This window comes from Carboxylicivirga longa (genome assembly GCF_050589825.1).
In the GTDB taxonomy this organism is placed as follows: domain Bacteria; phylum Bacteroidota; class Bacteroidia; order Bacteroidales; family Marinilabiliaceae; genus Carboxylicivirga; species Carboxylicivirga longa.
Window position 1 is genome coordinate 105,211 of the sequence record NZ_JBNGOZ010000010.1, and the last position, 19,692, is coordinate 124,902.

Sequence of the window (19,692 nt, forward strand, 5' to 3'; positions counted from 1 at the left end):
ACAAGTACTTCATGTACATTTGCGCAACGTAAACCAAAATATTGAACCCCTACCCGCCTCACTCTCTACACCAATCCGTCCCCCATTTTTTTCGATAAACTCCTTACAAATGATGAGTCCTAAGCCGGTCCCTTTCTCTCCTTCGGTACCTTCTGTCTTAATTTTTTTATCGATGCTAAAAAGATGCTGCTGATCATCGGCACTAATGCCTACACCACTATCACACACACTCACTTTCCAATGATTATCTTCGTCTTCAACAAAATATTTTACAGTGCCCCCTTTCGGTGTAAACTTCACCGCATTACCACTCAGGTTACGAATAACGGTGTTAACAGTATTGCGATCACCACGAGCCATCACTCTTTGTTTTACTTCGTTAATTATTTGCACTCCTTTCCGTTCCGCAGCATCACGATATAGGTTTGCGTTCTCTATAATCAATGCTGTCAGATCAAAGGACTTATCCTGAAAACTGATTTTACCCCTTTGCGATCGGGACCAGGTAAGCAAATTTTCCAAAAGTTGATAAATTTGTTTCGCGGTATTATTAATGCGCTTAACACCCAGTCGCTTATCCTCTTCATCAGCTACATCATAGCTTTCATCCAACAAACTACTGATTGACATGAGACTGGTAAAAGGATTTTTAAGGTCGTGTGAGATGATGGAGAAAAATTTATCTTTCGTCACGTTCATTTGTCGCAAATTCTCTTCGGAGGCTTTTAACTGTTCATTGGCCTTCGTAATAGCTTCATTTTGATGAAGCAGTACTTTGTTGGTTTTTATCTTTATTAACACTCGGTAGGTAAACACAGCCACCAAAATTAGTACCACTAACTCAAGCATCATAAACCATGTAGTTTTCCAGAAAGGCGGTTGAATGGTGATGCCCAGCTCAGTGGGCGTTTTGCACCAATACCCATCGCTATTTGTACTGATTACGCGAAAAGTATAACTACCCGGTTTAACATCGGCAAAAGACACGTAATTACGGGCTCCGGCCTTGTGCCACTCTTTATCCTGCGGTAGCAGTTGAAAGGCATATTCTGTTTTTCCGGCAAACAGATGATTGAGACCTGAATACTCAATGGCAAAAAAACGCTGTGAGTAGTCCAGTACAATATGCCGGGCATAAGCAATATACTGCGGCATTATATACTGACTATCAACCATCATTACTGCATTTCCAGGCAGGCCGGTCGGTCGTGTCTGTACCGCCTGCCCCAGCACCTCCAGGCGTGTAAATACAGGTGCACTTGCCTGCGTATTAGGTTGCACAGTGCCGGGATATAATATATTAAGACCATATACACCACCAAAATACAAACGACCCGATGTACCCTTATGAAAAGCACCTCCGTTAAACTCATTACTCTGTAGTCCATCGCTCACATCATAATTACGAAAGGCCATGCGATCTGGCTGCACACAACTAATCCCATAATTGGTACTTAACCACAAACGCCCTTGCTCATCGGGCAAAATACTGTAGATAACTTCATTGGGCAAACCATCGGCCATACCATACATCCGTATTTGCCCATTCTTTGGATTTAACACATTCAGCCCCTCGTTAGTACCAATCCATATCAGCCCCAGTGCATCCTTATACAGACTAAACACAATGTCGTTACTAAGGCGTTTTCCATCGGGCATATTACTTGTGTAATGCTGAAAGATACCCTTATCCGGGTCAAAACGATTTAAACCACCTCCATAGGTACCGATCCACAGATGCCCATTGTCATCTTCAATAATGCTGGCATAGATAAAATCGTTGGACAGCGACTGCACATTACCTTCCTGATGCATATATCGTCTGAAAGTACCAGTGTCTCTATTGAAAAGATTGAGTCCCTTGCGGGTGCCTACCCACAACCTTCTTTTACTATCCTCAAACACAACCCTAACCGAGTTATCGGAGAGGGAGCTGTCATCGCCCGGCCGGTTGCGATATATGCTAAAGCTATGATTGGCAGCATTAAAACGATTAAGCCCTCCTCCATCGGTTCCCACCCATATTGTCCCCTCCTTATCCTGATACACCTCGCGCACCGAATTATGACTGATACTTTGCGCACTGCCATCATGTATATAGGTAACAAAACGATCTTCGTGAGGACAGTAACAACAGAGCCCTCCGTCGTTAGTACCAATCCAAAGGCAGCTATCGGTAGCCTCCCACACCGACCATATAAAGTTACTGGGCAAACTATTATCATCTAATGGATTGTGCTTAATCATGTCAAACTTATTGGCCGATGGCTGGTAAACATTTATACCGGCACCAAAGGTTCCCAACCAGATATTACCACTGTGCGGATCGGCAAAAATACAGTTAAAGGCATTTTGATTAACACTCTCCTTATCGGTAGGATTATGTATACTTTTACTAACCCGCAGCTGCTCATTGATAACAAACAGACCGTCCCCGTGAGTAGCATACCACACGCTGTTATCCTCTGCAATCCACAAGGCTTTGCGGGTATTAACTGCCAGACTATTGCTCACATTATTGGTAGATACAATTTTTTGGGCTTGCCCCGTCGAAATTTTGTACAACCACAAACCGGCCTGGGTATTGATCCATAAGTGCCCCCTGTTATCCAACTCAACACCCTCAATATTCCTTAAATTATCAGGCAAAATAAGCTGCTGCTTACTTCCGTTGTGCCGATCATACAGAAACACTGATTGGGCACTTGCACAGTATAGGGTATCACTACGAACACAAACATCTACGAGGCTGATTTCGGAGAGCCTTAATGGATTACCTGCTGTACCAAATTCAAAGAGCCCCGAAGAAGCTGCCACATACAATACCTCATTAGCTTTACAAAGACGATGCACTACCCCCATCTCCGGATAGTGATGTGTGTGCCAATCGGCCAGTTCAATTCTATTCAAGCCTCCTTTGGTGCCGACATACAGGACATCATCAAAACCTTGCAGACAGGTGACAGTATCGTTACAAAGAGAATGCTCCTGCCCCGTTCGAAAATTCATAAATACCTCGCTGGCCGGATCGAAACAAGACAGACCACTGCGCGAACCAAACCACAGATTCCCCTGCTGGTCTTCTGCAATGTGTTCGATCCACTTATAACAAATGCTATTGGGATTTTTAACCTCGGTACGGTAAATGGTGAAGTGATAACCATCAAAGCGATTTAAGCCATCCTCAGTACCCAACCACATGAAGCCCTTACTATCCCGGGCAATGCAGTAAACCGAGCTTAATGAAAGACCATCGTCAATGGTAAGGCTCTGAAACCGCATGGGCGAATGCTGCGCTGTAAGGGGTACGCATCTCAGCACAGTAAGAATTAGAAGTAGCTGGTAATATCTCATTTTAACCAGGTTAAGTGATGAAAACAACTTTATCATCAACCATAAACCAAGTTAACAAAAAGGAATTTAACAATCTAATTTAGCACACAAAAACAGGATAATCCAAGAAATATAGACGCTATATAAGCATAACATAGACGCCCATGCTAATCAATCCAAATATGCCCCACCATATAGGTGCGTGCATTCCCCCCAATCATTACCCGGCTGCCCTGGTCCTTACAATACAAAGTACCTCCACGACTTGAGAGTTGCATGGCCAACAGACTGCTTTTATTCAAACGCTGTCGCCAATAAGGCACAAGTGTGCAGTGAGCCGACCCTGTAACGGGATCCTCCAGAATGGTAGCTTGCGGCGTAAAGAAGCGCGAAACAAAGTCACAATAATCACCGGGCGCGGTAACAATAACTCCACCCGTACCCAAATCAAGGGTATCGAAAAGGGCACGATTGACCTGCAGCTTCATTACATCATCGGCCTTTGGATAGATAAGTAAATAATCGCGGGCCTTAAGCACCGAACCCGGCTCAATACTAAAGGCTTGTTGAATAACCTTCGGCAGCGAAACAGGAACAGCCGGACGAGAAGGAAAGTCAAGAGTGAGCCGATCCTGCTGGCATTGAACAGTAACACGGCCGCTTAGCGTGTTAAATATAAGGGTGTCACAATCGTAATTCAAGTGTACCTTCAACACATAGGCCGCTGCGAGTGTTGCATGACCACACAGGTCCATCTCCATATCAGGGGTAAACCAGCGCAGGTGAATACCTGTCTCACTTTGCACAAAATAAGCGGTTTCAGCCACCGCATTCTCAGCGGCGATCTTCAGTAACAACTCATCGGGCAGCCAATCTTCAAGGGGAATGACACAGGCTGGATTGCCTGCAAAAACTTTATCGCTGAAGGCGTCTATTTGATATATGCTTAACTTCATTTGTTTAATTATGTATGTTACTTAGGGTATGATGAGGAGCCGTACCCTGTTGACATTAACAAGTGAAGAGTAAGATACAAAGGTCTGAGTTAAAATAAAAGCGGCCATCGCCTGAAAAACTTCAAACGTGGCCGCCAATATCAATAACTAGCAGAGCGTTCAGTAAGTTTCAGGAACGGCTCTCTGTGATAAAGCACCGTTCCTTAGATCTTTGATTAACAATTATCTTTCAAAACTTACACTAGAAGCGTAAACCTATCCCCAACTGCAATCCATTATTTTTAATACCATTGTGCACTTCAGTTAATCCCCACAGGTATTTTGCCTCAACATTAAGCATGAAAAAACTTAATCCGGCACCTACAAAAGCATTAGTATCAAACCATTCAGCTTTATCGTCGAAGGGGTTTCCAATTTCGTTAAGCTTAAAGTTAATGGCAGCACCTCCCTGTGCAAATATGGGCCCCAGCTTGAGCTTTAATGCCAATGGTATACCCAGATAATCCAGTTTGTAATCTTGCTTTTCGATCTCAGTTGTTACGCGTGAATATTCCATTCCGGCATTGAAAAAAAAGAAGGGCAACACCTTCGTATCACGATAAAAGGCGGCATAAAAGCCATCGCCATGGGATCCGTATTTGTGTGAATCTTTCATCATTACCGATGATTGATAACCCACACGCACACCGGTGTGCTTATCCTGCGCATTCAAAGCGCCCATTGACAATAAAAAACAAATTACAATAATTGTACTTCTCATATATATATTTATTAAATAATTTCTTCTCCTGCCATATATCTATGTATTCCCACAACGAAGTACCAAATATTCCATAGTGCAGCACAAACTCATCTCATAGCATTACTTTGTTGGATATATGCAATCCAAAAATAGGCTACCTGGCATGTCGCACAAACAGCCATTCTTACGAACTTGAACAAAAGCCTGCCGAACCCATCCAATCAGGCCGCGAAAGGTTACCAAAGCTCTTATCTATACTATAAGCTACGTATAAATCTAAAAATGACGCTTACTAGGTCACCGCGCTCTAGTAGAGCATTCAATAAGTTTTAGGGAACGATTCAGTAAATGCTTAATTAAATTGAAGCCTTCAGAAAATACTACTTGTGCATTGCACTCAAAATAATTTTTACTTCGCCAATCATGTCATTTACAATACTTCTGTGTATTTTTAACAGTAATTACCCTGAAAAATAAATCTAATGAGAGTTCTTCGTTTTATTACTCTGGTTTGGTTGCAATACTGCCTGACACTATTACCCTCGCTGGCCATCAATACACAAACCACTGATACACTAAAGGTAGAATCCATCGACTTGATTGATATACCCAGCGAGAGTGCCATCTCCATCAATAAACTAAATCAGCTTGAAAAATCTATTCTATCGGAGCATGACCTGATGAAACTTCTAACACGCAGCAAAGCTAAAATGCTAGGCATAGACAGCTTATATGCGGCGGAACAAGACATTGACCTAATGTCATTCAACAAACGTCACCTATTGAACAAACGCACATTTTGGAGACAACGACGCGAACAACTCATCCTGGTTGAACAAAACATCACCGATGAGCTCAGTAAAATTGAAACCATCAGCCAAAGCATATTTCACGACAAGAAAAGGTGGGATTACATCTCTCAGGTAATCAGCGCGGAGAACAACGAGACTTTTGTTAATGCTAATATTGATCGGGTACTTGCGAAAAACGACACACTATTGAGACGCGTTAAAAAACAAGGAAACCGCCTGCTTGAGATTCAGGACAAAGCCATCACTCAACAAACGAATATCTCAACGCTTATCGACCGTATCGATCAGCGCATACAAGCCGAAGAAGATAATATTTTCAAGCGCAGCCCACTGCACCCTGCACAATTTCTTAAGCCCGATGCCTACACAACAACCCTTCCTTTGCTAGCCGAAAATATTAAAATCGAAGCCCGCTTGCTGGCCGAATATCTAAAGGATAACCAATCTAACATCTTTCTTTTTATCCTATTAATTATACTTGGTATTCTGGGATTTAACAGGCTAAAAAAAGCCATGAGCAAACAAGAGAATCAAGGCAACACAGCAGTCTATGCAATACAATTAAACAAACTGTTACAATCCAACAAGAGTGCACTTGCGCTCATTATTATCTGGCTATCCGGACTGGTATTCCCCAATCAGCCCTTATTTTTTAAAGATATCATGCGCCTTACCCTTTGCTTTCCTGTAGCCTTCCTACTCCACCAACTCATCGATAAGCGCCTGTTTAGACCCCTAATAGTAATCTATGTGCTAATTGCCGTACAGGTTGTCGTCAACCAGTTACCCCCCGGTCATATTCTTTATCGCCTCTTCCTGTCGGTAGCATCATTAACGGCTGCTATCCTGCTTCTTAAACTACATTCCCAAATAAAGAACCATACTTTTAAAAGCCTGACAATGGCTAAATTGATTAAGCGTCTTCTGCTTGTTTCAGCTATGTTAGTTGCCTTTACACTCATATTGGGACTGTACGGATTTTTGGCACTCAATGAGTTTATGGTTAATGTAATACTGATCAATACACTCAGTATTTCCCTCCTTTATGTATCCGTATTAATTGCCAACGGCCTGCTGGAACACCTGTTTAACAAACCACGACTAAGAAACTACAAGGTATTTGAACATTATGGACGTCCGCTGCAAAAACACCTAATGACAGCCATTTCATTCTTAAGTAAGCTGGCGGGACTCTATATTCTGTTTATGAGTGTTAACGCCGATGAGGAAGTGATTGCCTTTTTTCGGGAATTGATAACGCGTGATTTCAAACTCAGTTCAAACGTTTCCTTTTCCATTGGCGGCACCTTCCTGCTCGTTATTATCCTTTATCTCTCCGTGCTACTATCTAACATTATAAAGGTGCTACTGGAAGAGGATGTTTTAAGCAAAACGAATCTGTCACAGGGTCTGCCCCACACCTTTGCACTCCTTGCAAAATACGCCTTTATTACGGTTGGCATAGTACTGGCAGTAAATATGGCGGGCATCCCCACCAGCAGCCTAACAGTGTTGCTGGGAGCCTTTGGCGTGGGTATTGGTTTTGGCCTTCAAAACATATTCAACAACCTTGTATCGGGTCTCATCCTCTTGTTTGAACGCCCCATCAAAATCGATGATGTGGTGGAAGTCGGCCAGTTGCTAGGCAAGGTTAAATCCATTGGCATACGATCAAGCGTTGTGCGCACCTTCGATGGTGCCGAAGTAATTGTGCCCAATGGCAACCTGATATCCAACGAGGTGATTAACTGGACCCATTCGGATCCCATCAGACGACATGAGGTGTTTGTGGGTGTTGCTTACGGTTCAGATGTATCCAAAGTAAAAGATATTTTAAAAGAACAGCTGGGTATGCACACAGACATACTAAAAGATCCGGAGCCCAGCGTACTATTTGTATCACTTGGAGACAGCTCATTGGATTTCAGGGTTTTGTTCTGGATATCTAAAGTTCAGGAAGGGCTAAAAATAAAAAGTGAGGTAACAAAGATGATCTACGAAGCACTTAACAAAGAAGGCATTCAGATACCTTTCCCACAACGCGACATACACATCATCAAAGAGAAAGAGAAACAAGCCCCGGAAAACATTTAAAGTCTATGATCCGCTGAACAATTTTCAGAATTATGCATTCCATAATTAAACCTCATTATGATGGAAACATTAGATAATTGCTTATACGTTTTATTCGGTAGCCGAACAGGTAACTCCAAAGCGGTAGCCACGCTGGCTCACGAATATGCCCAAAGTCTTGGCTATGCGTCGGTTTTAAGCGATATGCAACATATGAATTTTGATGACATCAAACAGGTTCAATATCTCTTGCTTATTGTCAGCACCCATGGCGAAGGAGAACCTCCTGTGCAGGCCGAGGATTTCTATTCCTATCTGCACAGCGATAGCCCCGGAAAGCTTGCTACCCAATATGCTGTTCTGGGACTGGGCGATAGTAGCTACCGCTATTTCTGTCAAACGGGGGAAGACCTGGATAAGCGATTAGCTGCATTGGGTGGGCGACAACTAATGCCTTTGAAGAAGTGCGACATTGACTTTGAGGAAACAGCCAAAAACTGGATACTACAGGCATTTGAATCGCTGGAGGGACAATTACCCCGGCTCAACAAACCTCGCAAGAAAGGCTTTATATTTGACCTTAAGCTAAATGATAACATCAGCTCGGCTTATAAAGCAGAGCTGATAGACAAGCACATGCTAACCACTGCCCACAGCTCTAAGAAAGTACTGCATGTTAGTCTCTCGCTGAAAAATTCAGGCATTGAATACCTTCCGGGTGATGCCCTGGGTGTATATGGTACCAATGCACGCAGCATGGTGGATGAATTACTGGATACATTAAATTTTGATAAGGCCTACCCGGTGAAGGAAAAGGACAGTACACGCTTGCTAAAAGATTTACTTATTCACGACTATGAGTTAACGCTAATAACACCACTCGTCGTCCGTAACTATGCCTCCCTTGTTAATAACCCAAAACTCAACCACCTGCTCAGTAATAAAAAAGCACTGGAAAATTATACCAGCGAGAGCGATATCATCGACCTCGTGAAGGACTATCCGGGAAAAATTACGGTAGAGCAATTGCTGAGCGTACTTCGCAAGCTGAGTCAGCGTCTCTACTCCATCGCGTCAAGCCGAAATGCAGTGGGCGACCGTGCCGATATTACTGTTAAGATCATTGAAAATACAAAGGACGGACGAACCCGCCATGGGGTATGCTCCTCATTTCTGTGGGAACGCCTGGATGTGAGTGATCGCGTGCCTGTAACACTGGAAACCATCGCTAAATTCAGACTACCCGAAGACGATCATGTGCCGATTATTATGATTGCTGCCGGCACAGGCATCGCGCCCTATCGTGCCTTTTTACAGGAACGAGCTGCCCGCAAAGCACCCGGTAAGAACTGGCTAATTTTCGGAGAAAGAAACCGCAATACAGATTATCTGTATGAAGAAGAATTAATTGCCTTTAAACAGGTTGGTTATATTGAAAAAATTAACACCGCTTTCTCGCGCGATCAAAAAGAGAAATTTTATGTGAGCCACCTCATAGAGCAATCTGCTTTGGAGATCATACAATGGATACAGGATGGTGCCATTGTCTATGTATGTGGCAGTAAAGATCACATGGCCGTTTCGGTACGCCAGTCCTTGATTAAAGCCATTGCACAGGTTATGCACCTTGATAACAATGCTGCAATTGCTTACTTCGAAACCCTAAAAGCCGCCAAACAATATCAAGAGGAAGTATATTAACGCTTCTTACTTCAAAACATATCGCCTGATCCTAGTAAATCACGCCATCTCGTTCAGGGCATGGCTCAAGGTGCTTAAGCTGATCAATCCAGGTAGCCTTTTCATCGTAATGCATTAAGAAAGGTTTGTAGGTATGCCGATAGTCACGATGGCGGATATACTGAATCTGAAAATACTTCTCCCCATTAACAGGATTCGTCATTATACCCATTACCTGGGCCTTACCCATGGCTGCCGACATGGATGGCGCTGTCACCGTTTTGGCCAGACTCGAGGTAACGCGAATGGCATCGGTATAAATCTGGTAGGCCTTGGCTAGGGGCACCTGAAAATAACCATAAGGGCCCGTTTCCCGCTCAATAAACATGTAATAAGGCACCATGCCCATATTCACCTGCCGATCCCACATGGTAGCCCACACATCTGCTGTGGCATTAATATGATTCAGCAAAGGCGACTGCGTCCGTATCTCAGCACCCGTGGCACGAATATTACGAACAGCTTCGGCCACCGCACTGTTTGACATCTCCTGATAATGGTTAAAATGCGCCATAATGGACAGATGAATACCCTTATGGGTGATTCGTTTAAAAAGATCCAGCATCTCTTGCGCCTCCTCATTATATTGAGGCAGAAAAACAAAGGGCCACCACGTTAACGCTTTTGTGCCAAAACGGATAGTCTTAAGATTTTTCAGGTCGGCCTTGAAAATGGTATCGATGTATTTGTTAATGGTGCGTGGACTCATAATCATAGGGTCGCCACCTGTGAACAACAGCTCATGAAGATGATCGTGTTGCTTGAAATAGTCACATACCAAATCTATTTCTTTCATGGAAAACTGTAAATCCAAATCCTTCACAAACTGCGGCCAACGGAAACAGAAAGTACAATTGGCATGACAAGTTTGTCCCTGAGTGGGGAAGAAAAGGGCGATATCGCGATATTTATGCTGTACGCCCGGCAGAGGCTCTCCATTAAGAGTAGGTATGTTGGACTGCTGCTGTGCCGGATGCGGGTTTAGACCCAAACGAATATTATTGGCAATTTGAGTAAGCTCATGCTGCGGCACACCTTTCTCAACCGCCCACTTCACTTTTTCATAATCCCCCTCGGGCAACATGCGCCGATTAGGGAAGGTGAGAATATAACACGGATCTTCTTCATAGTTTTTCCAGTCGATAAGATAATCAACCACATAGTTATTGGCCTTAAAGGGTAAAACCTTGGATACGATTTCAATCTCTTGCTTCACCTCCTCAGGAAGCATCTTCATATATTCAATCTGCCGAAAATTTTTAACATTATAACTGATGATCTTCATATAGCAAAGTTGTGTAATGGTCTCCACTATATAGAACATCAGCTAAGGCCTTTTGTTTCACACCCTGACCTTCAGGCATACTGCTCATCTTATTATGAACAGCGGCCACCGGCGCAGGGGCTGGTACTGAGAAACACACCAAAACCCAGCCCTATAAAAATATTTTCAGCGGCTTTATCACTCCATAAAACTGGTTCACCTCCACCTTGACCGAAATAAAAGAGCGCATAGCCTATCAGTGCACCCAGGCTACAATACATTAACACCTGTTTGAACAAAGGCGAGGAGATCCATCGTTTCACCATGCTACGTTCATCCTTAATATTCAGCCTTTTAAATTTCATTGGGTCCATAACGCAATTTATTTACAGGTATATCCCAATCCATTAATGGTATCCCTCACCTTATCCATATCAATTTCAGCACCTTCCAGCATCACCGTTTTTTCACCCAAGTTAACACTAACACGATCGACAAAATCAAGCTTCTCAAGATTAGTCTCAACACTATTTTTGCAGTGATTACAGGTCATGCCCTCTACACTTAGTGTTTTAGTTTGAACAGGTCTGAAAGTAAACTGAGCGGCTGTTTGTTGATTAATAACAGGTGCCGGAGCAGCTTGCTCCTTTTCGGCCCTATATTTCTGATAATAGCCGTTTAGAATCAGTAACAACATGGCAATACCTGAGGCAATTTGCCACCAACTAAGTCCGCCAATATGCTGATGACCCAGGTGGGGATCAGCTATTTGTGTGAACCACTGTGCAGGCAATGCATAATCGATGAGCATACCAAAGGCTAAGGCGCCGGCGATGATGGTTCCCAGATAAGCAAAAAGACTCTTCTTGCCCATTACCTTGCCGATCATGGTAATGGTAGCAGCATTGGTGGCCGGCCCCGCCATGAGCAACACAAAGGCCGCACCGGGACTAATGCCCTTGAGAATAAGAACAGCCGCCAAGGGAATAGATCCTGTAGCACAAATATAAAGCGGAATCGACACCGCGAGAATAAGCAACATTTGCAAAAAGGGCGATAGGTTTAAAAGCTCAAAAAAATTATCCGGTATCAAGGCAGAAATTAGGGCGGCGAGCACAAGTCCAATAATCAACCATTTGGAGATATCCTGTATAAAAGCCACAAAACCATATTGAAAGACTGATTTAATTTTCTCCAAAAGCGTTTTATTATTCTGCGCATCTCCATGAGGCTTTGCTTCATTGGGTTCATTGCGCGTAATGCGGCTTGTTATCATACCGCCTGTTATGCCGGTGATTAAAGCGGCCAACGGGCGAACAATAGCGAAGGGCAAGCCCATTAACGAAAAGGTGGCCAGCATAGAATCAACACCCGTTTGTGGAGTTGATATGAGGAAGGAAACTGTTCCGCCCTTTGAGGCTCCGTTTTTATAGAAGGCAGCACCGGTAGGTATCACTCCACAGGAACATAGTGGCAAGGGAATGCCAAACAAGGCGGCCAGGGCCGATGACTTGAAAGGACTGCCATTGAAGTATTTTTCAATACGATGCTTGGGAATAAAAGCATGCAACAAGCCGGCAAAAAAGAAACCCAATAAAAGGTAAGGCGACATCTCACTTAAGATGCTCACAAAATCTTTGAAAAAAGAAACTATAAATGTTTGAAAATCCATATTATAACAATTCTATACTTTGCTTATTCATATTTTAGCACTTAAATACAAAGTAAGTCAATAGCTGCCTATGAATGTTACATCATTATGGTAAAAGCGTACACCTTTTTACCTACACCTTGTCCAAAGGCTTGCGCAAAGGACTCTTCAACCGCTTAAAGTGCGTCGGGGTCAAGCCTGTAACCCGTTTAAACTGATTGGACAAATGCTGCGTGCTGCTATAACCAAGCTTCCAGGCTATCTCTTTAATAGTCAACTCACCATAGGCAAGCAACTCTTTTGCTTTCTCAATCTTCTGATGAATCACATATTTCTCAATAGTGATACCTTCCACCGCCGAAAACAACTTGCTGAGATACGCATAATCATGCCCCAACTCAGCCGACAAATAAGCAGAGGTGGTAAGCCCCTCCTCATTCAGATCTTCTCCGTGGTGTATCTGCTCTATTATTAGGGTTTTTATACGGGCGATAAGTCTGCTTTTTTTATCGTCAATAAGTTCGAAACCCTGACTGTACAGCACCTTGCGGATCACCTCCCTCTGTTCGGGCGTAGGCACGGCAGACAGCCTTACCTCCCCCAAGGAAATACGATCCACATTCAGTTGCAGGCGACTCAACTCATCGCCCACCACCTTCACACAGCGCTGACACACCATGTTTTTAATATACAAAGTTCGTGTATTCATGCTTAAAACGATTCATTTAATGTGAATGATGCTCCTTGCCCTTTGGCTTATCCACATCCAATAAAGCAGCTCCTGAATCCTTTAAAAGCCCCACCGACCATTTAACAATAACAAAGGCACTGATAATGGCCACGATCGGATCGATAAAGGGGATATTCCACACCATGGCCACAAAAAGGCCGGCAATAGCAGACAAACTCGTTAGGGCATCGGCCAACACATGCAAATAAGCCGCTCTGATGTTATGGTCTGACTTCTCCTCATCATGATGCAAAATGAAGGCACTGACCACATTAACAATCAATCCGATAACCGCCACCAGAATAGCCTCCTTATAAACGATATCTGCCGGATTCATCAGGCGTTGAGCCGCCTCGACAAGAATGAGAAAGGCAAATAAAAGCAGGATCAAACCACTACTGTAACCCGACAGTGATAGAATTTTTTCAGTACTCCCCCGGTAATGGCGCTTAGCCGATAGACGCCGTACAAAAACATAAGCCAACCAACTTAGTCCAATAGCTAAAACATGCGATCCCATGTGGATACCATCTGCCAGCAAAGCCATCGATTGGGTAGTGATACCAAAGAATATTTCCACAAACATAGTAAGCGTGGTGAGGACTACTACCCAAAGTGTTTTCTTTTCGTATTGATGTGTGTCCATATCTATCCAGTTAAACACAAAGCAAGCCGCTTTGTTTGGAAAAACAACTGCCCATCAGAAGCATTTCTGGCCAAGGCAAAAAAAAGACAGACCCGAAGGCCTGCCTTAATTTTTGGAGTATATTGTATTTGATTAAGTTACTACTCGTTAGGTTCGATTACCATCAGAACATCACCTTTTGCAACTGAATCACCAGAATCAAATTTGATTTCCTTCACAACACCGTCAACGGCAGCATCCAGGTTATTCATCATCTTCATGGCCTCAAGCACTACCACGGTATCACCCGCTTTAACGGCATCGCCAACTTTCACCTTGAACTCAACAACCATACCCGGTATCGGGGCCACCAGACTACCAGTAGCTTCTACCTCTTTGTTGCCTGACTTAGCACGACGCACACGAGGACCGGCAGCTGTAGCATTAGGATCGTTAATTTCAACAGTGAATACTTCACCATCTACTTTCACTTCCAGCTCACGGGTAGCACCACCATTACCTTTCGAAGTTAACTCACCCGACAAGGCACGACGTACCAACTCTTCTTCTTTCTCTACCTGCTCCATGGTCTTGGCCTTAAATTCAGCAGGCACCTCTTCCTTACCATATTTCCATTTCAGGAAGCGTTTACCGGTAACAGGATACAGAGCGCACAATACCTCATCGTCAATATCCTGTGCAAGACCTGAAAACTCTTGCTTAACAGCGTCTAACTCAGGCTCCAGGATTGAACCGGGACGGTCTGTAATAGGCTGCTCACCACGTGGGTAATCTTTCAGCGCTTTCTTCTGTACTTCAGGATTGATCGGATCGGTAGTTTTACCATACAAACCATAGCAAAGGTCTTTTACCTCTTTGGTAATCTGTGCGTACTCACCTTCGTATGAGTCAAACAATACATTATTTACTGTTTGTACGCCCACAATTTGAGAAGTTGGAGTCACCAAAGGAATGTTACCCAAATCCTTACGAACTTTTGGCAACAGACGGAATACCTCTGGTAGCTTGTCCAGCGCATCCATAGCTTTCAGCTGGTTCACCAAGTTCGATAGCATACCACCCGGTGTTTGGTGAAGCAACACGTTGATGTCTGTAGTAGCATACTTTGGATTGTTATCCAAATGCTTGTACTTCGGTATATATTTCTCCATCTCGTCAGAGATAGCAGTGATCTTATTGATGTCCATGCCCGAATCGCGGTTGGTACCTAACAAAGACATGATGATAGGCTCCACAGCAGCGTGTGATGTACGATAGGCGTATGGCCCGATACAAGTATCTACGATATCCACACCGGCTTCAATGGCTTTAAAAATAGCCAGGTCGCCCATACCTGAGGTAAAGTGCGTATGCAGGTTAATCGGTGTATCGGTAATTTTCTTGATCTCACGTACCAGGTTATAAATATCATAAGGCGCAATCAAACCGGCCATATCCTTGATACAGATCGAATCCACACCAAACGCTTCCAGTTCTTTCACCTTATTGATGTAATACTCCATGTTGTACACATCGCCACCTAAACGAGGCTGATTCAATGTGTAACATACCACGCCCTGAAAATGCTTGCCATTGTCTTTAATTACCTTGGCGGCAGTTTCGAAATTGCGGTAGTCATTCAAGGCATCGAAGCAACGGAATATGTCCATACCATTATCGATGGCGCGCTGCACAAAAGCCTGTACTACATCATCGGCATAGTTACGGTATCCCACAACGTTCTGACCTCTCAATAACATTGAAAAAGGTGTCTTAGGCATGTACTTTTTCAAGGTGCGCAAACGCTCCCATGGATCTTCGGCCAAAAAACGGTGCATGGTATCGAAGGTAGCACCTCCCCATGTTTCAACAGCGTTATAACCGGCGTTATCAATCATTTCGGCCACCGGCAACATATCTTCGGTACGACCGCGTGTTGCAAATAAAGACTGGTGTCCGTCACGTAAACTTACGTCATTTATTTTAATTGGGTTGGCTGCCTTTGGACGATCAGGGCCAAACTCAAGTGGAGCCATCTCTAAGACTCCGTGTTTATCGTAATTCATCTTTTTTCTTTTTAAGTGCTTAGTGCAAAGTGCTCAGTGCTTTTAACACTCACTTCTGCCTTCTGCCTGTTAAACTACTTTACTTACCTTAAGCGCGAGAACGTAATAAACGACCACGACGTTGTACCAGTGCACGGTTGCTCATAATCACTTCCTTACCGGCGGTGGTCCATGAGTTAACAGCTTTCACTTCATTGTTCTTGGCTGCTTCCTGCTCCAGGTAATAAGCTACTGCGATCATTGCCGCTCTTCTTCTTTTTTCTCTTGCTGTCATCGTACTTTCTTTTACAATGGAATGTTACCGTGCTTCTTCGGAGGCAACACTTCAGTTTTAGTGGACATTACATCCAAGGCATCGATTAGGCGCTGCCGTGTTTCGCTTGGCAGAATAACATCATCTATATAACCACGCTTAGCGGCCAGGTAAGGCACGTTAAAGGCATCTTCGTACTCTTTAATCTTTGCATCCGTCATTGCCTGACGATCCTCGGCTTCTGCAATCTGCTTGCGGTAGGTTGATATAACCTCAACGGCACCTTTCGCACCCATCACAGCAATCTCGGCCGATGGCCATGCAAATACCATGTCGGCACCCAATGGCTTAGAACACATAGCCAGGTAAGCACCTCCGTAATCCTTACGGGTTACTACGGTAAACTTAGGTACGGTAGCCTCAGCATACGACCATAGTAATTTAGCACCATGACGAATAATACCATCCCACTCCTGCTGTACGCCCGGTAAGTATCCTGGCACGTCAACGAAGGTAATCATTGGGATATTGTAAGCATCACAGGTACGCACAAAGCGTGAAATCTTATCCGAAGCATCGATATCGAGACAACCGGCCTGGATCATTGGCTGGTTGGCGATGATACCAACAGAACGGTTGTTAAGATGACCAAAACCTACAATTGCATTTTCAGCATAGTGCTCATGCACCTGCATAAATTCACCATTATCGAGTACCGACTCAATGATGGTAACCATGTCGTAAGGTGTTTTGGCATCATCAGGTATAATTGTATCCAGTTCCTCGCACTGACGCGCCGGATCGTCGCCCATTGGCACTTGAGGCGCCTCTTCGAGGTTATTATTGGGTAAGAACTCAAGCAGTTCTTTTATGGCTTCAATCGTATCTTCGTCGTTATCGCAGGCAAAATGTGCATTACCACTCTTGCTGTTATGTACCATGGCACCTCCCAGTTCTTCCAGAGTCGTTTCCTCACCGGTAACAGTCTTAATTACGTTAGGACCGGTAATAAACATGTGGCTTTGCTTCTTCACCATAAAGATGAAATCCGTCATGGCAGGTGAATAAACGGCACCACCGGCACAAGGACCCATAATGGCGGAAATTTGAGGAATCACACCCGAGGCACGTGAGTTACGCATAAAAATCTCACCATATCCCTTCAGGGCATCCACGCCTTCTTCAACACGTGCACCACCCGAATCGTTTAAGCCAACAACGGGCGCTCCGGCTTTAACGGCCAGATCCATAATCTTACAGATTTTTGCGGCGTGCATTTCCCCCAATGAGCCACCCCGCGAGGTAAAATCCTGTGAATAGGCAAAAACAGGACGACCGTTGACCAAACCATGACCCACGATAACACCGTCTGAAGGCACTTCCACTTTCTCCAAACCAAAGTTAACCGAGCGGTGCTCAACAAACATGTCTACCTCTCTAAAGCTACCTTCATCAAAAAGGTGATCCAAACGCTCGCGAGCCGACAGCTTGCCTTTCTCATGCTGTTTTGCTACACGTGCATCGCCGCCCATTTTACGGACTTCTTCACGCCTTTTTTTAAGTAGCTCAATCTTTTCAGATACTTTCATAAATACAGATAGTTTACAATTACACCAAAAATTCTTTAATTGTTCTTTATGCCATCAAAAATAGATACTACAAGTGAGATGTTGACCTTTTAAATGTTAAAAAAGTTAAAAATCAAGATTTTTTTCTTTATTACATGTTATACAGCACCTTTTTATAAATATTTTTTCTATGCAGTATTCTGTATTACATTGTTTTTTAGAGTGTTAACCTATTTATTAGCATTCAAGTCTAAAAATCAAAATGGACTGATCGGATCGCATAAAATACTAACCAGGCAGGTCAAACAACTGATAAAAATCAGTTGTTTGAAGCTCCTTGCTGCCATAATATATCTAACAAGCAAAAGTAAGTCAAGAGGAAACACTGCCAATAAACAAAAAACGAAATGGCAAAATATACAACCGGTAGAGCTTTCAAGTTGTTCCAGGGATCGGTTCTCTATTGTAAGATGCTTATAAAGAACCATTCCCTAAATACGTAATTAAAATGCAACTTGCAGAACCTACTACTAGTTCAAAATCAGCCTACAGACTGGTACCGACACGAAATCATTTACCCTCAAACAGAAAGTAAATAATCCTTCAAATCATGTGCTTCAGTGAGTTGTAGCTTCTTTTTAATACGATACTTGGAGGTAGCCACCGAGCGGGGTTCAACGTTTAAGAGTGAAGCCACCTCCTTAGCTTCCATGTGCAGTTTAATAAAGATACAATGCTTTAATTCAATATCACTCAGATTAGGATGCAGATATTTCAACTTCTCCAGGTAGCCGGCATGCACCACATTAAAATGTCTTTGCAGCTTCTCTCAATCCTCACCTACATTATCATTATAGTCAATATCGCGTATTACCTTTCGTAAGATTTTTTTAGTATAAGCACCTCCCTCCAGCTCCTCACAATCCTCCAACTGCTTCTTTATTCCTTTCAGAAAATACCGGCCATTGAGGGCATGCAGCGATGCATTCATCATCTCTGCATCTTTATCCTTGATTATGGCCTCCTTACCCTGCGTCAAAGCCCGCATATCCTGAATCTGTCGAAAAAAATAGATACCCAGCAGTAAAACTACTAAAAACAGTGCCACAAAAAGATACAGGTAATGGGTCAGATTCTCATTTTTCTGTTGAATAATAGCTAATTGCATTGCTTGATTCTCTACAGTATGCTGATGTGCTAAATCCTGTAGCTGCATATCCAGCTTCAATTCTTTAATAGTGCGTTCCTTATTCAACAAAGGCAACATGGCAGCATTGTTATCGCCTATTAATTCGAGATTAAAAATAAGATCTTCCGATGTTTTTTTGCCCTGATGAACCGATGCTGCTAAAGTATTTAGACCCGCATTGAGATCAGCAGGAGCAAGTACCACCTGATGCCGATATGCTTCCATGGGATTATTCACAATAAGGCTGGCTGCCCGCGTATGATGCGTGACCTTTCCCTCCGGCATGTTATTACGATAAATCTCACGGCCATTGAGATACAAGACAATGCCATCATCTTTAATGATATTGACTTGATAAAAAAGATAAGCATAAGGATCATCAAGCATGAAGCTTTTGCAAAAATAAGCAGCCATATGCTTTTTCCCGGGATTATTCCCATAGCTTATAACCGTATTAACTACCTTATCGCCGTATCCAATACAGGTATTGCCTTGTTTCCAACCCTCGGTGGCTACACCCCCCTTTTCCCAACCGCTAGGAGGCGGCAGTTCACCATCGTAATACATCCATGCGTCACCACTGGCAATAATCTTAGTGGGTTCCTGCGCAATGACATGAACCCCACTAAACAAAATAAACCAAAGAACATAACTTAAGGCTTTGAAAAAACGAACTTCACTCATCACAAT

The 19,692-nt window shown here is 43.4% G+C and carries 15 protein-coding genes; 2 read left to right on the plus strand and 13 right to left on the minus strand.

The window, feature by feature from the left end:
* Positions 1 to 9: 9 nt before the first annotated feature.
* The 3 genes from ACRD7A_RS10615 to ACRD7A_RS10625 form a co-directional block, all read right to left on the minus strand.
* Complete coding sequence (locus ACRD7A_RS10615; RefSeq protein ID WP_430811030.1) at positions 10 to 3,354, minus strand: ligand-binding sensor domain-containing protein; 3,345 nt, start codon at positions 3,352 to 3,354, stop codon at positions 10 to 12.
* A gap of 146 nt (positions 3,355 to 3,500) precedes the next feature.
* Positions 3,501 to 4,289 carry a PhzF family phenazine biosynthesis protein gene (locus ACRD7A_RS10620; RefSeq protein ID WP_430811029.1) on the minus strand — a complete coding sequence of 263 codons (789 nt, stop codon included), beginning with the start codon at positions 4,287 to 4,289 and terminating at the stop codon, positions 3,501 to 3,503.
* 241 nt (positions 4,290 to 4,530) lie between these two features.
* Positions 4,531 to 5,049, minus strand: coding sequence for an outer membrane beta-barrel protein (locus ACRD7A_RS10625; RefSeq protein WP_430811028.1), 519 nt, complete (start codon positions 5,047 to 5,049; stop codon positions 4,531 to 4,533).
* Between the two features lie 464 nt (positions 5,050 to 5,513).
* On the opposite strand from ACRD7A_RS10625, the gene ACRD7A_RS10630 reads away from it, so the two are divergent.
* Together ACRD7A_RS10630 and ACRD7A_RS10635 are read left to right on the plus strand one after the other, a co-directional pair.
* The gene (locus tag ACRD7A_RS10630) at positions 5,514 to 7,937 is read left to right on the plus strand and encodes a mechanosensitive ion channel family protein (protein ID WP_430811027.1); all 2,424 of its coding nucleotides are present in this window, start codon (positions 5,514 to 5,516) and stop codon (positions 7,935 to 7,937) included.
* 57 nt (positions 7,938 to 7,994) lie between these two features.
* Positions 7,995 to 9,617: a diflavin oxidoreductase gene (locus ACRD7A_RS10635; RefSeq protein ID WP_430811026.1), complete on the plus strand. Its 1,623-nt coding sequence runs from the start codon at positions 7,995 to 7,997 to the stop codon at positions 9,615 to 9,617.
* Positions 9,618 to 9,648: 31 nt separating this feature from the next.
* On the opposite strand, the gene ACRD7A_RS10640 is transcribed toward ACRD7A_RS10635, so the two are convergent.
* From ACRD7A_RS10640 to ACRD7A_RS10685, 10 genes are all read right to left on the minus strand, one after another.
* A complete protein-coding gene (locus ACRD7A_RS10640; protein WP_430811025.1) occupies positions 9,649 to 10,941 on the minus strand; it encodes a KamA family radical SAM protein in 1,293 nt (430 codons plus the stop codon).
* Between the two features lie 92 nt (positions 10,942 to 11,033).
* Positions 11,034 to 11,294 carry a hypothetical protein gene (locus tag ACRD7A_RS10645; RefSeq protein WP_430811024.1) on the minus strand — a complete coding sequence of 87 codons (261 nt, stop codon included), beginning with the start codon at positions 11,292 to 11,294 and terminating at the stop codon, positions 11,034 to 11,036.
* 8 nt (positions 11,295 to 11,302) lie between these two features.
* On the minus strand, positions 11,303 to 12,592 hold the full coding sequence (locus ACRD7A_RS10650) for a permease (RefSeq protein WP_430811023.1): 1,290 nt from the start codon (positions 12,590 to 12,592) through the stop codon (positions 11,303 to 11,305).
* A 112-nt stretch (positions 12,593 to 12,704) separates the two neighbouring features.
* Positions 12,705 to 13,280, minus strand: coding sequence for a helix-turn-helix domain-containing protein (locus tag ACRD7A_RS10655; protein ID WP_430811022.1), 576 nt, complete (start codon positions 13,278 to 13,280; stop codon positions 12,705 to 12,707).
* Between the two features lie 16 nt (positions 13,281 to 13,296).
* Positions 13,297 to 13,947, minus strand: a complete 651-nt coding sequence (locus tag ACRD7A_RS10660; protein ID WP_430811021.1) for a cation diffusion facilitator family transporter — start codon at positions 13,945 to 13,947, stop codon at positions 13,297 to 13,299.
* 140 nt (positions 13,948 to 14,087) lie between these two features.
* Positions 14,088 to 15,992, minus strand: coding sequence for a pyruvate carboxylase subunit B (locus tag ACRD7A_RS10665; protein ID WP_430811020.1), 1,905 nt, complete (start codon positions 15,990 to 15,992; stop codon positions 14,088 to 14,090).
* A gap of 88 nt (positions 15,993 to 16,080) precedes the next feature.
* A complete protein-coding gene (locus ACRD7A_RS10670) occupies positions 16,081 to 16,233 on the minus strand; it encodes a hypothetical protein (protein WP_430811019.1) in 153 nt (50 codons plus the stop codon).
* A 44-nt stretch (positions 16,234 to 16,277) separates the two neighbouring features.
* Positions 16,278 to 17,834, minus strand: coding sequence for an acyl-CoA carboxylase subunit beta (locus ACRD7A_RS10675; RefSeq protein WP_430811018.1), 1,557 nt, complete (start codon positions 17,832 to 17,834; stop codon positions 16,278 to 16,280).
* A gap of 559 nt (positions 17,835 to 18,393) precedes the next feature.
* Complete coding sequence (locus ACRD7A_RS10680) at positions 18,394 to 18,618, minus strand: helix-turn-helix transcriptional regulator (protein WP_430811017.1); 225 nt, start codon at positions 18,616 to 18,618, stop codon at positions 18,394 to 18,396.
* Between the two features lie 24 nt (positions 18,619 to 18,642).
* A complete protein-coding gene (locus ACRD7A_RS10685; RefSeq protein WP_430811016.1) occupies positions 18,643 to 19,686 on the minus strand; it encodes a hypothetical protein in 1,044 nt (347 codons plus the stop codon).
* Positions 19,687 to 19,692 lie beyond the last annotated feature (6 nt).

Bases quoted from the DNA above. Each gene is read 5' to 3' on its own strand.
- ACRD7A_RS10685 (WP_430811016.1), bottom strand. From the start codon at position 19,686: ATGAGTGAAGTTCGTTTTTTCAAAGCCTTAAGTTATGTTCTTTGGTTT.
- ACRD7A_RS10625 (WP_430811028.1), bottom strand. From the start codon at position 5,049: ATGAGAAGTACAATTATTGTAATTTGTTTTTTATTGTCAATGGGCGCT.
- ACRD7A_RS10660 (WP_430811021.1), bottom strand. From the start codon at position 13,947: ATGGACACACATCAATACGAAAAGAAAACACTTTGGGTAGTAGTCCTC.
- ACRD7A_RS10635 (WP_430811026.1), top strand. From the start codon at position 7,995: ATGATGGAAACATTAGATAATTGCTTATACGTTTTATTCGGTAGCCGA.
- ACRD7A_RS10615 (WP_430811030.1), bottom strand. From the start codon at position 3,354: ATGAGATATTACCAGCTACTTCTAATTCTTACTGTGCTGAGATGCGTA.
- ACRD7A_RS10640 (WP_430811025.1), bottom strand. From the start codon at position 10,941: ATGAAGATCATCAGTTATAATGTTAAAAATTTTCGGCAGATTGAATAT.
- ACRD7A_RS10630 (WP_430811027.1), top strand. From the start codon at position 5,514: ATGAGAGTTCTTCGTTTTATTACTCTGGTTTGGTTGCAATACTGCCTG.
- ACRD7A_RS10650 (WP_430811023.1), bottom strand. From the start codon at position 12,592: ATGGATTTTCAAACATTTATAGTTTCTTTTTTCAAAGATTTTGTGAGC.
- ACRD7A_RS10645 (WP_430811024.1), bottom strand. From the start codon at position 11,294: ATGGACCCAATGAAATTTAAAAGGCTGAATATTAAGGATGAACGTAGC.
- ACRD7A_RS10655 (WP_430811022.1), bottom strand. From the start codon at position 13,280: ATGAATACACGAACTTTGTATATTAAAAACATGGTGTGTCAGCGCTGT.
- ACRD7A_RS10675 (WP_430811018.1), bottom strand. From the start codon at position 17,834: ATGAAAGTATCTGAAAAGATTGAGCTACTTAAAAAAAGGCGTGAAGAA.
- ACRD7A_RS10620 (WP_430811029.1), bottom strand. From the start codon at position 4,289: ATGAAGTTAAGCATATATCAAATAGACGCCTTCAGCGATAAAGTTTTT.
- ACRD7A_RS10670 (WP_430811019.1), bottom strand. From the start codon at position 16,233: ATGATCGCAGTAGCTTATTACCTGGAGCAGGAAGCAGCCAAGAACAAT.
- ACRD7A_RS10665 (WP_430811020.1), bottom strand. From the start codon at position 15,992: ATGAATTACGATAAACACGGAGTCTTAGAGATGGCTCCACTTGAGTTT.